Origin of the sequence: Citrobacter sp. 506, from assembly GCF_050434985.1 — a bacterium.
GTDB classification, from domain to species: domain Bacteria; phylum Pseudomonadota; class Gammaproteobacteria; order Enterobacterales; family Enterobacteriaceae; genus Citrobacter; species Citrobacter braakii.
Genome location: NZ_JBNDJN010000005.1, coordinates 248714 through 262102 on the forward strand (window position 1 = coordinate 248714; position 13389 = coordinate 262102).

The 13389-nt window shown below is 50.9% G+C and carries 14 protein-coding genes; 5 read left to right on the forward strand and 9 right to left on the reverse strand.

The window, feature by feature from the left end; translation table 11 throughout:
• Nucleotides 1–40: 40 nt before the first annotated feature.
• Complete coding sequence (gene trmL / locus ABIE10_RS18885) at nucleotides 41–514, forward strand: tRNA (uridine(34)/cytosine(34)/5-carboxymethylaminomethyluridine(34)-2'-O)-methyltransferase TrmL (RefSeq protein WP_049042808.1); 474 nt, start codon at nucleotides 41–43, stop codon at nucleotides 512–514.
• Between the two features lie 181 nt (nucleotides 515–695).
• On the opposite strand, the gene cysE is transcribed toward trmL, so the two are convergent.
• The 5 genes from cysE to ABIE10_RS18910 form a co-directional block, all read right to left on the reverse strand.
• Nucleotides 696–1517 (reverse strand): serine O-acetyltransferase, encoded by an 822-nt coding sequence (cysE, locus tag ABIE10_RS18890; RefSeq protein WP_016154965.1) that lies wholly within the window; start codon nucleotides 1515–1517, stop codon nucleotides 696–698.
• A gap of 77 nt (nucleotides 1518–1594) precedes the next feature.
• Nucleotides 1595–2614 (reverse strand): NAD(P)H-dependent glycerol-3-phosphate dehydrogenase, encoded by a 1020-nt coding sequence (gpsA, locus tag ABIE10_RS18895; protein WP_016154966.1) that lies wholly within the window; start codon nucleotides 2612–2614, stop codon nucleotides 1595–1597.
• Nucleotides 2614–3081 (reverse strand): protein-export chaperone SecB, encoded by a 468-nt coding sequence (gene secB, locus ABIE10_RS18900; protein ID WP_003024155.1) that lies wholly within the window; start codon nucleotides 3079–3081, stop codon nucleotides 2614–2616. Before secB ends, gpsA begins: the two co-directional genes overlap by 1 nt.
• A 46-nt stretch (nucleotides 3082–3127) precedes the next feature.
• Nucleotides 3128–3379 (reverse strand): glutaredoxin 3, encoded by a 252-nt coding sequence (gene grxC / locus ABIE10_RS18905; protein WP_003024152.1) that lies wholly within the window; start codon nucleotides 3377–3379, stop codon nucleotides 3128–3130.
• Between the two features lie 51 nt (nucleotides 3380–3430).
• Nucleotides 3431–3862, reverse strand: a complete 432-nt coding sequence (locus tag ABIE10_RS18910; RefSeq protein ID WP_005120473.1) for a rhodanese-like domain-containing protein — start codon at nucleotides 3860–3862, stop codon at nucleotides 3431–3433.
• 247 nt (nucleotides 3863–4109) lie between these two features.
• Between ABIE10_RS18910 and gpmM the strand changes: the two genes are divergently transcribed.
• From gpmM to ABIE10_RS18925, 3 genes are read left to right on the forward strand one after another with little or no spacing between them, the layout of a single operon-like run.
• Nucleotides 4110–5654, forward strand: a complete 1545-nt coding sequence (gene gpmM, locus ABIE10_RS18915) for a 2,3-bisphosphoglycerate-independent phosphoglycerate mutase (RefSeq protein WP_016154967.1) — start codon at nucleotides 4110–4112, stop codon at nucleotides 5652–5654.
• Nucleotides 5655–5687: 33 nt separating this feature from the next.
• Nucleotides 5688–6947 carry a murein hydrolase activator EnvC gene (gene envC, locus ABIE10_RS18920; RefSeq protein ID WP_230330234.1) on the forward strand — a complete coding sequence of 420 codons (1260 nt, stop codon included), beginning with the start codon at nucleotides 5688–5690 and terminating at the stop codon, nucleotides 6945–6947.
• 3 nt (nucleotides 6948–6950) lie between these two features.
• On the forward strand, nucleotides 6951–7922 hold the full coding sequence (locus ABIE10_RS18925; RefSeq protein ID WP_429156622.1) for a divergent polysaccharide deacetylase family protein: 972 nt from the start codon (nucleotides 6951–6953) through the stop codon (nucleotides 7920–7922).
• Here the strand turns inward: ABIE10_RS18925 and ABIE10_RS18930 are convergent.
• Nucleotides 7909–8943, reverse strand: coding sequence for a glycosyltransferase (locus tag ABIE10_RS18930; protein WP_429156793.1), 1035 nt, complete (start codon nucleotides 8941–8943; stop codon nucleotides 7909–7911). The two genes, ABIE10_RS18925 and ABIE10_RS18930, sit on opposite strands and share 14 nt — an antisense overlap.
• Before the next feature lie 243 nt (nucleotides 8944–9186).
• Here ABIE10_RS18930 and rfaY point away from each other — a divergent pair, with 243 nt between their 5' ends.
• Nucleotides 9187–9873 carry a lipopolysaccharide core heptose(II) kinase RfaY gene (gene rfaY, locus ABIE10_RS18935; protein ID WP_429156624.1) on the forward strand — a complete coding sequence of 229 codons (687 nt, stop codon included), beginning with the start codon at nucleotides 9187–9189 and terminating at the stop codon, nucleotides 9871–9873.
• A 67-nt stretch (nucleotides 9874–9940) separates the two neighbouring features.
• Here the strand turns inward: rfaY and tdh are convergent, their stop codons facing one another.
• The 3 genes from tdh to yibB all read right to left on the reverse strand — a co-directional run bounded on the left by tdh (nucleotide 9941) and on the right by yibB (nucleotide 13309).
• Nucleotides 9941–10966: an L-threonine 3-dehydrogenase gene (gene tdh / locus ABIE10_RS18940; protein ID WP_016154972.1), complete on the reverse strand. Its 1026-nt coding sequence runs from the start codon at nucleotides 10964–10966 to the stop codon at nucleotides 9941–9943.
• 9 nt (nucleotides 10967–10975) lie between these two features.
• Nucleotides 10976–12172, reverse strand: a complete 1197-nt coding sequence (gene kbl, locus ABIE10_RS18945) for a glycine C-acetyltransferase (protein ID WP_046275754.1) — start codon at nucleotides 12170–12172, stop codon at nucleotides 10976–10978.
• A gap of 279 nt (nucleotides 12173–12451) precedes the next feature.
• Nucleotides 12452–13309 (reverse strand): protein YibB, encoded by an 858-nt coding sequence (yibB, locus tag ABIE10_RS18950; RefSeq protein ID WP_047418310.1) that lies wholly within the window; start codon nucleotides 13307–13309, stop codon nucleotides 12452–12454.
• Between the last annotated feature and the right edge of the window lie 80 nt (nucleotides 13310–13389).

Sequence of the window (13389 nt, forward strand, 5' to 3'; positions counted from 1 at the left end):
CTCTTTCTGCTATTCTGCCCCCCGTTATCAAGGGGGCAGTATGCTTAACATCGTTTTATTCGAACCAGAAATCCCGCCAAATACCGGCAATATTATCCGTCTTTGCGCCAACACCGGCTTTCGTCTGCATATTATAGAGCCAATGGGCTTTACCTGGGACGACAAGCGCCTGCGTCGCGCGGGGCTGGATTACCATGAATTTACCGCCGTGCTGCGCCACTCTGATTACGCCGCCTTCGTCGCCGCAGAACATCCGCAGCGCCTGTTTGCTCTGACCACCAAAGGTACGCCAGCGCATAGCGCGGTATGCTATCAGGACGGGGATTATCTGATGTTTGGTCCGGAAACACGCGGTCTGCCAGCCAGCATCCTTGACGCGCTGCCGGCCGAACAAAAAATTCGTATTCCAATGATGCCAGACAGTCGCAGCATGAACCTGTCAAATGCGGTGTCGGTGGTGGTGTATGAGGCCTGGCGCCAGCTAGGGTATCCGGGCGCGGTACTGCGTAGCTGATGATTGTTGGATGGCGGCTAGCGCCTGATCCGACCTACATTAATTTGATGAAATTCATTTCGCGCGTTATCGGCGCAGACAGATTGAACACGGACTGCGCGCAGTCACTGGAGCGTACACGCAATACGTGAGGATGACGAGCACAGCTCAGGTTTAATCTGCCAGGTAATATAGCTCGAAATCAGATACCATCTCCATACTCAAAAGTATGATGTATCCCGTTGAAATGCTGATCCATATCCATGGACGGCTTATCGCTGTCAGGCTTACCGACGATGCGTGCCGGAACGCCTGCTGCAGTGGTATGCGGGGGTACCGGCTGTAAAACGACGGAACCTGCGCCAATCTTCGCGCCGCGCCCGACTTCAATGTTACCGAGAATTTTTGCTCCCGCGCCAATCATCACGCCTTCACGAATTTTCGGATGGCGGTCACCGCCGGCTTTACCGGTCCCGCCCAGCGTGACGGATTGCAAAATAGAGACGTCGTTTTCAATCACGGCAGTTTCACCGACCACAATACCGGTGGCGTGATCGAGCATAATCCCACGGCCAATTTTTGCCGCCGGGTGAATGTCTACCTGGAAGCTAACGGACACCTGATTTTGCAGGAAGATCGCCAGCGCCTGACGCCCCTGATGCCACAGCCAGTGACCGATACGGTAGGCCTGAAGCGCATGAAAGCCCTTCAGATACAGAAGTGGGGTGGAATATTTATCGACAGCCGGATCACGCGTGCGTACCGCCTGAATATCACAGGCCGCTGAGGCAATCATTTCAGGATCGGCCGCGTAGGCCTCTTCCACGACTTCGCGAATGGCAATGGCGGGCATGATCGGAGAAGCGAGTTTATTCGCCAGCATATAGCTCAGCGCACTGCCGAGGTTTTCATGCTTGAGCAACGTTGCGTGATAAAAACTGGCCAGCATTGGCTCACATTCCGCCAGTGCCCGGGCTTCCGCTTTAATGTTTTTCCAGACGATATCCAGTTCTTCACATGGCATTGCGTACTCCAGAAGGTAGCAAAACGACCGACCCGTTCTTCGCGGGTCGGGTCGTTATATTCAACAGTTCCTTACAGCTAGTGGCGACTCAGCTCGTCCCTGCGTGCACGGCCTAATAACGTCAATGCTGCCTCGCGCGCGTTTTTTCCGCAATACAATACTTGATAAATTTCCTCGGTTATTGGCATCTCAACACCAAAACGGTGCGCCAATTCACGAACTTCTTTCGTATTGCGGTAGCCTTCAACCACCTGACCAATCTTGTCCTGCGCCCCCTGCACGTCCATCCCCTGGCCGAGCATCATGCCAAAACGACGGTTACGCGACTGGTTGTCGGTACAGGTCAGCACCAGATCGCCTAAACCCGCCATACCCATAAAGGTGGCAGGATCGGCACCCAGCGCCGCGCCAAGACGAGACATTTCGGTCAGTCCACGGGTGATCAATGCGGTTCGCGCATTCGCGCCGAAACCGATGCCGTCAGACATCCCCGCGCCAATCGCAATGACGTTTTTCACCGCGCCGCCAAGCTGCACGCCAATGAAATCCGGATTGCTGTAAACGCGGAAGCTCTTGCCGCAGTGCAGCAACTGCTGGAGATCGTCAGCAAAGGTGTCGTCCGTCGAGGCCAGAGAAATCGCCGTCGGCATGCCCGCCGCCAGCTCTTTGGCGAACGTCGGACCGGAGATAACCGCCAGTGGAATAGAATTCCCCAGCGCTTCACGCGCGACGTCCTGCAGCAGGCGTCCCGTTTCCGCTTCCAGACCCTTTGTCGCCCAGACCAGACGCGCGTCAGGACGCATCAGCGGTTTGATGTTGCGCAGCACTTCGCCAAAGACGTGGCTCGGCACCACCACCAGAATATTACGACTGGCGGCCAGCGCAGTGGCTAAATCACTTTCCAGGCGCAGCGTTTCGGGAAAAGGCACATCAGGGAGGAACGCGACGTTGCAGCGATCGTGCTCGAGGGTCGCGATATGTTTCGGATCATGGCCCCACAGGACAACCTGATGGCCATTTCTTGCCAGGGTGATGGCAAGAGCGGTGCCGTACGAGCCGGCACCAATCACAGTCATTGAAGCATTACTTTGGTTCATCAGGCATCCTGATGTTCTTCAGTACCTTCGCCAGCCTGCTGCTGTAAATAGTTCATGAACAGCGCATCAAAGTTGACCGGCGCAAGGTTCAGTTGCGGGAATGTACCGCGGGAAACCAGGCTGGTGATGCATTCGCGGGCATACGGGAACAGAATGTTCGGGCAGTATGCACCAAGGCAATGCGCCATCTGAGTCCCTTCAATACCACTGATGGAGAAAATACCGCCCTGCTGAACTTCACACAGGAACGCAGTTTCTTCACCCAGAGAAGCCGTTACGGTGACACGCAGCACTACTTCATACACATCATCTGCCAGTTGGGTAGATGCGGTATCAAGATCCAGTTTAACCTCTGGCTGCCAATCTTTCTGGAAAACATGTGGTGCATTTGGCGCTTCGAAAGACACATCCTTGGTATAAATACGTTGGATCTGGAAAGCCATTTCAGTGTTATTTTGTTCTGACATGTTGAGAAAACCCTTTAGTGTTGTCCTTTAAATACTTCGGTACGCCTTAACGCAGCAGTGGATCCAGTCCACCACGTGCATCCAACGCATACAAGTCGTCACAACCACCAATGTGCTGTGCATCAATAAAAATCTGCGGAACCGTTGTACGGCCACTGCGCTTGATCATCTCTTCACGCTTCACGGCATCGCCGTCAATCGGAAGTTCCTGGAAACTCACACCCTTGCTGTTCAACAGCGCCTTTGCGCGATGGCAAAACGGGCAGGTCGCTTTGGTATAGATCTCTATATTGGCCATGACTTATCTCCAGTGTTCTTTTACCCTGAGGCATGAAAGAAGACGGGTAAATTACTTGCCGCGAACCAGTGGCAGATTCTCGCCACTCCAGCCCGCTACGCCGTCTTTCAGTACAGATACCTGCTCAAAACCGGCTTTAATCAGCGCAGTTGCTGAATCCTGGCACTGCATACCAGAGCCATCAACCACAATAACAGGTTTGTTTTTGTGTTTTTCCAGCTCGCCAAAATTGTTGGCTTTGATTTCGCTCGGCAGCAGGTTAGTGGAGCCCGCGATATGGCCTTTGCGGAAGTCGTCGCGCTGACGTAAATCCACAATCACCGCATCTTCTTTGTTGATAAGACGAGTGGCTTCTCCGCGCGTAATTACCTTCACTTTCGAAGTCAGGCTCTTAAACGTGGTAAATAATACAGCCGCCAGTAACGCAATCCAGGCGATACTCAATACAGGGTGGCGACTAACAAATTGCATAATTTCTTGCATGGGGGGTAACAACTCCCGACTTAGTGATTAAAAAACCAGGAAAGGAGTATACCTGCGCGTTGGCGCAAATACAGCCAGAGCGTGCATTGGATTGCATTTTTGCGGGGCGCTACGGAAAAAAAAACGTAAATCCGCGCCCTCTGCGACACGCTCTGGTCGATTATTTGATCTTCTGGGGCTATTTTATCGATTCAGCTGTAGTAAAATTACGCAATTATTTTTGTCTATTGAGTGTGAGGTTGTCGCAATGTCGGTTTCTAAAAAACCTATGGTACTGGTGATTCTGGATGGCTATGGCTATCGTGAAGACAGCCAGGATAACGCCATCTTTAATGCCAAAACCCCGGTAATGGATGCTCTGTGGGCAAAACGTCCGCATACCCTGATTGATGCCTCTGGCCTGGAAGTCGGCCTGCCCGATCGCCAGATGGGCAACTCCGAAGTGGGTCACGTCAACCTGGGCGCGGGCCGCATCGTGTATCAGGACCTGACCCGTCTGGATGTTGAAATTAAAGAACGGACTTTCTTCGCTAACCCAGTGCTGACCGATGCGGTCGACCAGGCAAAAAATAGCGGCAAAGCGGTTCACATCATGGGCCTGCTCTCTGCTGGCGGCGTTCACAGCCACGAAGATCACATCATGGCGATGGTCGAAATGGCAGCTGAACGCGGTGCTGAGAAAATCTATCTGCACGCTTTCCTTGATGGCCGTGATACCCCGCCGCGCAGCGCTGAACATTCGCTGCAGAAATTCGAAGAGAAATTTGCCGCGCTGGGCAAAGGCCGCGTAGCGTCCATCATCGGTCGTTACTACGCCATGGACCGCGACAACCGTTGGGATCGCGTTGAACAGGCTTATGACCTGATGACGCTGGCAAAAGGCGAGTTCCAGTTCGCTACGGCTGTTGAAGGCCTGCAGGCTGCTTATGCCCGCGACGAAAACGACGAATTCGTGAAAGCGACCGTGATCCGTGCTGAAGGCCAGGCTGAAGCCGCCATGGAAGACGGCGATACGCTGATTTTCATGAACTTCCGTGCTGACCGTGCGCGTGAAATCACCCGTGCGTTTGTTAACGCTGACTTCGACGGCTTCGCCCGTAAGAAAGTCGTTAACCTCAACTTTGTGATGTTGACTGAATACGCAGCCGATATCAAAACTGCTGTTGCTTACCCACCAGCGTCTCTGGCCAACACCCTTGGCGAGTGGATGGCGAAGAATGACAAAACGCAGCTGCGTATTTCCGAAACTGAAAAATATGCCCACGTGACCTTCTTCTTTAACGGCGGCGTAGAAGAGCCGTTCAAAGGCGAAGATCGCATCCTGATCAATTCGCCGAAAGTCGCGACCTACGATCTGCAGCCGGAAATGAGCTCTGCTGAGCTGACCGAGAAGCTGGTTGCTGCGATTCAGAGCGGAAAATACGACACCATCATTTGTAACTACCCGAACGGCGACATGGTTGGTCACACCGGGGTGATGGAAGCTGCGGTTAAAGCGGTTGAAGCGCTGGATCACTGCGTTGAGCAGGTGACTAAAGCGGTTGAATCCGTTGGCGGCCAACTGCTGATCACCGCGGACCACGGTAACGCAGAGCAAATGCGCGATCCGTCCACCGGTCAGGCGCATACAGCACACACCAACCTGCCCGTTCCGCTGATTTATGTCGGTGGTAAAAACGTCAAAGCAGTTGAAGGCGGCAAACTTTCTGATATCGCCCCGACGATGCTGACGCTGATGGGTATGGAAATCCCGCAAGAGATGACTGGTAAGCCGCTGTTCATCGTGGAATAATCCCTCCCCATGAGGGGAAAGGCGATTAATACCATCACTTGGGCCGTGAAACTGCAAAAGCTTTCAGTCAGGCCCTTGTTCTACGCCAGCGCGCTTAGCGCTGGCGTATTGCTGTGCGCCTTTTCCGCCCACGCGGACGAGCGCGATCAGCTCAAATCTATTCAGGCTGATATCGCGGCAAAAGAACGCGCGGTACGCCAACAACAACAACAACGCTCCACTCTCCTCGCTCAACTTAAAGCTCAGGAACAGGCCATCGCCGTTGCCGCCAGGCAACTACGCGAAACGCAAAACTCGCTGGCGCAGCTGAATGCACAAATCACAGAGATGAATGCCGCCCTCGCGAAGCTGGAAAAACAGCGGGCTGCGCAAGAGCGTAGCCTGGCAGCCCAACTTGACGCAGCGTTTCGCCAGGGCGAACACACCGGTATTCAGCTCATTCTGAGCGGGGAAGAGAGCCAGCGCGGGCAACGCCTGCAGGCCTATTTCGGCTATCTGAACCAGGCGCGGCAGGAAACCATCGCGCAGTTGAAACAAACCCGCGAAGAAGTCGACTCGCAAAAAGCCGAGCTGGAAGATAAGCAGAGCGAACAGCAGACGTTGCTGTACGAACAGCGCGCTCAGCAGGCTAAGCTGGAGCAGGCGCGTAATGAACGCAAGAAGACGCTCTCGGGTCTGGAGTCATCGATTCAGCAGGGTCAGCAGCAACTGGGCGAAATGCGCGCCAACGAATCACGCCTGCGCAACAGCATCGCTCGCGCCGAAGCCGCAGCCAAAGCACGCGCGGAACGTGAAGCACGCGAGGCGCAGGCCGTACGCGACAAACAAAAGGATGCGTCACGGAAAGGCTCAACCTACAAGCCAACCGAAAGCGAAAAATCACTGATGTCCCGTACCGGCGGTTTAGGTTCCCCACGCGGCCAGGCATTCTGGCCCGTTCGTGGCCCAACGCTACATCGTTATGGCGAACAGTTGCAAGGTGAGCTACGTTGGAAGGGGATGGTTATTGGCGCATCCGAAGGCACCGAAGTTAAAGCCATTGCCGATGGTCGCGTCATTCTGGCGGACTGGTTGCAGGGCTACGGCCTGGTGGTCGTCGTTGAGCACGGTAAAGGCGATATGAGCCTGTACGGTTATAACCAGAGCGCGCTGGTCAGCGTCGGTACGCAGGTTCGCGCCGGGCAGCCTATTGCACTTGTGGGTAGCAGCGGCGGACAGGGCAGGCCGGCACTCTATTTCGAAATTCGTCGCCAGGGTCAGGCGGTCAATCCACAGCCGTGGTTGGGAAGATAAGTTTTGCCTCAATTTCGTCGTCTATTATTCTCTCTCGCCAGCGTGCTGGCCTTCGCAACACCTGTTTTTGCTGGCAAACTTGCCATCGTTATTGATGATTTCGGCTATCGTCCACACACCGAAAATCAGGTTCTGGCGATGCCTTCCACCCTCTCCGTTGCCGTTCTGCCTAATGCCCCACACGCGCGTGAAATGGCGATTAAAGCGCATAACAGCGGGCATGAAGTGTTAATCCATCTGCCGATGGCGCCGCTGAGCAAACAGCCGTTAGAGAAAGATACTTTGCGCCCGGAAATGAGCAGCGAAGAGATTGAGCGGATTATTCGCGACGCGGTAAGCAAAGTACCGAATGCGGTCGGGCTGAACAACCATATGGGCAGCGCGATGACCTCCAGCCTGTTCGGCATGCAGAAGGTGATGCAGGCGCTGGAACGCTACGATCTCTACTTCCTGGACAGTATGACCATCGGCAACAGTCAGGCAATGCGCGCAGCATCAGGAACCGGCGTGAAGGTTATCAAACGCAAAGTCTTCCTGGATGACACGCAAAACGAAGCCGATATTCGCCGTCAGTTTAATCGTGCCGTTGAGCTTGCACGCCGCAACGGTTCAGCAATTGCCATTGGGCATCCTCACCCTTCGACGGTTCGCGTCCTGCAGCAAATGCTTTATAACCTGCCTACGGACATTACGCTGGTTCGCCCAAGCAGCCTGCTCAATGAACCACAGGTAGACACCTCCAGACCAAACTTTACACCGCCGAAGAATGGTAAACCTGATGCGCCACGTAATCCTTTCCGCGGGGTGAGATTATGCAAACCGAAGCAGCCGTTAGAGCCGGTTTACGCCAGCCGCTTCTTCAGCGTGCTCGGTGAAAGCATCACCCAAAGCACGCTGGTGCAGTACATGCGCCTGCAATGGCAGGGCTGGGGGAATACATCCTCACCCAGCCCTATGAACGCTAACGTAAATTAAGCGTTTTACGGGCAATACGAGAGGGCGAGGATGTTTTATCGCGCCATTTCCAGAGACGGAATGACCATAGCAGCGCCTGGTACAAAACTTTGGCGCTGCGTACGTTAGTAATCATGCGTTTATACATACCAGAGACAAAAATCTCTGCAATCATGCGTTGACGAATATGGACATCCGGCTCTTTGCGTACTGCGTGGCAAACGCGTAATGCTTCATAGGTTATTTGCTGATGAAATTCCGGATAAATAGTAATCCGACCCGCATATTCACGATTCAACTTATCCAATAACCGTGTAATTTTAATATAGTGGCGTTGGTAATTGAGATTTTTTAAGCCTTGTCTTTTAAGACGGCTAACTGATTGATCGTGTAAGAAGTATTTATACAATGATTGCTCGGTATATCGCACACGTTTGGCGTTAAACATAAACTCCGTCGTCCATACAATATCCTGATGATGCAACCCTGGAATAAACGCTATCTTGTTTTTCTCGATAACATCTCTGCGATAAACCCCCATCCAGACCACATGCGTCCAACGGCGTGAAGCCAATGCCATACGTAACCAGTCGGGGCCGGTCAATACACCCGTAGACCGCAGACGGTCCGTCGGTATTGATTGCCAGGTGTCCCCCGTTTCGAAAATGCACCAATCAGAATTGCACTGTGCCAGATCGAGATCATCCTGAAGCGCCATGGTCATCAGGGTTTCATACATATTGGGATAAACCAGGTCATCGGCATCGACAAATGCAACATAATCCCCTTTGGCCACTGCCAGCCCACTATTACGCGCGACAGATGCCCCGGCGTTAGCCTGATGTAACAACCGGACATGGGAATAGTTATCAGCATAATGTCCTGCAATATCAACAGAGTTATCCGTTGAACCGTCATCCACAATAATGATCTCTATCGCAGCCCATGTCTGTGCGATCAAAGATTCCATGCAATCCCGAAAACTATCACCCGCGTTATACAACGGAATAATAACACTCAACATATTTGTGCGGTTTCTCATCAGATAACCCAAGTTTGTCAGTACACTGATGACTTTTACTACAGTTTCATTAAGGAATTATTAAGGTTAGAACATTTAATTTTCAGAAGCGGCGCAGCGAAAGCAACCAGTATGGGAAAATGCCATGCGGCGCCTGAGTTCAGCGGCCGTGATAGCTCAGATCGTCTACATATTGAGGGACACAACCTGTATACTATACCCCTGTAAATTAACGCGCGATGTACACTGATATTGAGGAAAGTGATGGCCATCAGTAAGACACATGAAAAAGGTTATACGGTCTATTGCAAAGAGACCAAAACAGACCTTAAGTCACTGATGAATAAGTATATAAACAAAGAAATCAGTGGCAAACCGTTGAGCAGTGGTAACGCCATGCGCAGTGTAGAACTGGTCGAGTACAACTCACAAAAATTTATCATCAAAAACGACCGTGAAGTTGATCCTCGATTTGAGAAAAAAATGCAGAATTTTATCTCCGGCCCCTTTTATTCCAGGCTCATCAAGAAGCTGGACACACTCTCCCCGGAAATGCGCGCCTGTACAGCGGATCTCTACTATGCCGCTGAAAAAGTACGCCTTCGTCAGTGTCATGATGTTTATATTATTCATGAATATGTTGAAGGCACTCCTTTAAAAGAAATTAACCATAAGAATGCCGATGAAGTGAAGCAGTGCGTTCTGCGCCTTCACAAAGCCGGGTTGGCATCTAATGATATCCATCCTGGAAATTTCATTCGTACGCCAGGCGGTGAATTAAGAATAATTGACTTATCCTGTAAGGGAAATATGAAGATTTGCCAGGCTAATGATATTTTAGCTTTGCAGCGAAAATATCATATTAACATCAAAGGAAAAGGATTAATCTATAAGCTCATCTGGCTCAAAGAAGCGGTAAGATCTTTATCCAGAAAGCTTCGTGGCAAATAGTATTTATTCTTTATACGGCCAGAATAAAGAATCTGGCCGTTGGTAGCATTTAATACAAGTCGAGCATTCAATCCCAGCTCAGGATCACTTTCCCTGACTGGCCCGAACGCATCGCGTCAAAGCCCTGCTGGAATTCATCAATGGAGAATCGATGGGTGATGATCGGCGACAAATCCAGACCAGACTGAATCAATGCGGCCATCTTGTACCAGGTCTCAAACATCTCACGACCGTAGATACCTTTAATAAACAATCCTTTAAAGATAACTTTAGTCCAGTCGATGGACATGTCTGATGGTGGAATACCCAGCATAGCAATACGGCCACCGTGGTTCATGGTGTCCAGCATGGCGCGAAACGCTGGCGGCGCGCCGGACATCTCCAGACCGACATCAAACCCTTCGGTCATGCCCAGTTCAGCCATCACGTCGGTCAGACTCTCTTTCGACACGTTGACCGCGCGAGTGATGCCCATTTTACGCGCCAGTTCAAGTCGATACTCATTAACATCGGTAATCACCACGTGGCGTGCGCCAACGTGCCTGGCAACCGCTGCCGCCATAATACCGATTGGACCCGCGCCGGAAACCAGCACATCTTCCCCAACCAGATCGAACGACAGCGCCGTATGCACCGCATTACCGAACGGATCGAAGATAGACGCCAGGTCGTCAGAGATGTTGTCCGGAATTTTAAACGCGTTAAATGCCGGGATCACCAGGTACTCTGCAAAGCAGCCTGGACGGTTTACGCCAACACCGGTCGTATTGCGGCACAGGTGAGTACGTCCACCGCGGCAGTTACGGCAATGCCCGCAGGTGATATGACCTTCGCCTGAAACGCGATCGCCGATTTTAAAGCCTTTAACTTCCTGGCCGATGCCAACAACTTCGCCGACATATTCATGTCCAACGACCATCGGTACCGGGATGGTTTTTTGCGACCATTCATCCCAGTTATAAATGTGAACGTCAGTCCCGCAGATGGCTGTTTTACGGATTTTAATCAGCAAATCGTTATGGCCGACTTCCGGTTCAGGAACGTCGGTCATCCAAATGCCCTCTTCCGCTTTCAGTTTGGATAACGCTTTCATTTCACATCCTCAGGCAATAACGCCCAGTTGTTTACCAATGCGTGTGAACGCCTCAACAGCACGCGTAATCTGCTCAGGGGTATGCGCCGCAGACATCTGGGTACGAATACGCGCCTGACCTTTTGGAACCACCGGATAGAAGAATCCAGTAACGTAAATCCCCTCTTTTTGCAGCTCGCGGGCGAACTCTTGCGCCACTACCGCATCCCCCAACATGACCGGGATAATTGCGTGATCCGCTCCCGCTAACGTAAAGCCTGCGGCAGACATTTGCTCGCGGAACTGACGTGCGTTCGCCCACAGGCGATCGCGCAGCTCGCTGCCTGCTTCGACCATCTCCAGCACTTTAATGGAGGCAGAAACAATTGCAGGAGCCAATGAGTTGGAGAACAGATACGGACGGGAACGCTGACGCAGCCACTCAACAACCTCTTTGCGCGCTGCGGTATAACCGCCAGATGCGCCGCCGAGCGCTTTACCCAGCGTACCAGTGATGATGTCCACACGCCCCATAACGTCACAGTATTCATGTGAGCCACGACCATTTTCGCCGACAAAGCCGACAGCATGGGAATCATCAACCATGACCAGCGCGTCGTATTTATCCGCCAGGTCACAAACGCCTTTCAGGTTAGCAATCACACCATCCATAGAGAACACGCCATCGGTGGCGATCAGGATATGACGGGCTCCCGCTTCACGCGCTTCTTTCAGGCGCGCTTCCAGCTCGACCATGTCGTTGTTGGCGTAACGGAAACGCTTTGCTTTACACAAGCGAACACCGTCAATGATAGAAGCGTGGTTGAGCGCATCTGAGATAATTGCATCTTCTGCGCCCAGCAGCGTTTCAAACAGGCCGCCGTTGGCGTCAAAGCAGGAAGAGTAAAGGATGGCATCTTCCATACCGAGAAATGCCGCCAGTTTTTGCTCCAGTTGCTTATGGCTGTCCTGGGTACCGCAAATAAAGCGGACCGAAGCCATACCAAATCCGTGAGAATCCATACCTGCTTTTGCAGCTGCAATCAGTTCCGGGTGGTTAGCCAGCCCCAGATAGTTGTTCGCACAAAAGTTAATAACGTGGCTTCCGTCCGCCACGGTGATATCCGCCTGCTGGGCAGACGTAATAATGCGCTCTTCTTTAAACAATCCTTCCGCACGTGCGGTTTCGAGATCGTTCGTTAACTGTTTGTAAAAATCCCCACGCATTTCAATTCTCCAGACTGGGCAAATTTCAGCACATATTACCCAAAGCTATACGCTGATACGAGATGACGCATCATCACTTCTTCAAAATGAAGCATAAATCACGTATACCCACATGGCTAATCAGTGATGCCGTCGTATGGATTCATTGGACGCACTGAATCGCAACCAATTGAATTGGCTGGATTTTATAAAAAATCATAAAAAAACAACAGCAATAGCAGAAGAATGCCTTTGCAGCATTCTATCTGGTTAGGTAACCCTTCAATCTCATTCAAGCCACTACTTTCGAGTGAGAAAAATTCGCAATGCCTGGAGTTTTGCACCTAAAGCGGTTCGCCGATAAACACGGAACAGATCGAACCATTTGCCACGACCAAGGTAATTAAGCATTAATAGATCAGGGCGCTTGTAATAACACATGACAAAAATACCCTGATCATCATCAACAATATTATTTCTGAGAGTCTCTTTTTGACACTCAGTGACTAATGAGTAAAACTCTTTCCATTTCTCTGGTGAACCAACAATAGCGCCGCCGATAATATAAGTATGATTTCCGATCATAAAATCAAAAACCTGTTTTCTGGATGATATAACCAGACCCTTTTTAATCGTGAAGAGATGCATTTTATTACGGTCAAAAGGGAAGTCCCATACTTTTAATCCGCGAGTAACCTGCGGTTTACGGCAATATCCGAAGTCTACCCAGGCAACCATCGGAGTATTAACTAAGCCTGCATTTATGGCCTTCACTACAAAATATGCTTTTAAATTATTGATCAACACATATTCTGGAGACCAGTACTCAGGGTTACCTAGCTGTCGCGTCTCTAATTTACTCTTAAAAGTATCATCCTGCTGGATTTGTCTTATTTTATTATTAATATGCTTAAATTTTTTACCTAAATCTATGGTTATAATTTTTGTGGGCTTACCTTTGCGTATTTCCGCAACTCTGTCCTCAAACTCAGACGAAGTAAAAATAACCATATCATTTTCTAAAGCGGCTAACCGTTTGAAGTAGTCAAAATAGACATCAGAAGATCGGGAAAGTTTTTCACGGAAGCCTTTATTAACAGTCCACTCCCCCCTACCGATATCAAAATATGCTGTCACAATAGTGGTAGACGATTTCATAACCATTTTCAAACCATTAATAAAAAAAATATTATATCACATAGCTTTTGTTTTTGTACATATAATATACATAGATGGAT

Coding starts and splice junctions, on each gene's coding strand:
- trmL (WP_049042808.1), top strand. CDS start 41: ATGCTTAACATCGTTTTATTCGAACCAGAAATCCCGCCAAATACCGGC.
- cysE (WP_016154965.1), bottom strand. CDS start 1,517: ATGCCATGTGAAGAACTGGATATCGTCTGGAAAAACATTAAAGCGGAA.
- gpsA (WP_016154966.1), bottom strand. CDS start 2,614: ATGAACCAAAGTAATGCTTCAATGACTGTGATTGGTGCCGGCTCGTAC.
- secB (WP_003024155.1), bottom strand. CDS start 3,081: ATGTCAGAACAAAATAACACTGAAATGGCTTTCCAGATCCAACGTATT.
- grxC (WP_003024152.1), bottom strand. CDS start 3,379: ATGGCCAATATAGAGATCTATACCAAAGCGACCTGCCCGTTTTGCCAT.
- ABIE10_RS18910 (WP_005120473.1), bottom strand. CDS start 3,862: ATGCAAGAAATTATGCAATTTGTTAGTCGCCACCCTGTATTGAGTATC.
- gpmM (WP_016154967.1), top strand. CDS start 4,110: ATGTCGGTTTCTAAAAAACCTATGGTACTGGTGATTCTGGATGGCTAT.
- ABIE10_RS18930 (WP_429156793.1), bottom strand. CDS start 8,943: ATGAGAAACCGCACAAATATGTTGAGTGTTATTATTCCGTTGTATAAC.
- rfaY (WP_429156624.1), top strand. CDS start 9,187: ATGGCCATCAGTAAGACACATGAAAAAGGTTATACGGTCTATTGCAAA.
- tdh (WP_016154972.1), bottom strand. CDS start 10,966: ATGAAAGCGTTATCCAAACTGAAAGCGGAAGAGGGCATTTGGATGACC.
- kbl (WP_046275754.1), bottom strand. CDS start 12,172: ATGCGTGGGGATTTTTACAAACAGTTAACGAACGATCTCGAAACCGCA.
- yibB (WP_047418310.1), bottom strand. CDS start 13,309: ATGAAATCGTCTACCACTATTGTGACAGCATATTTTGATATCGGTAGG.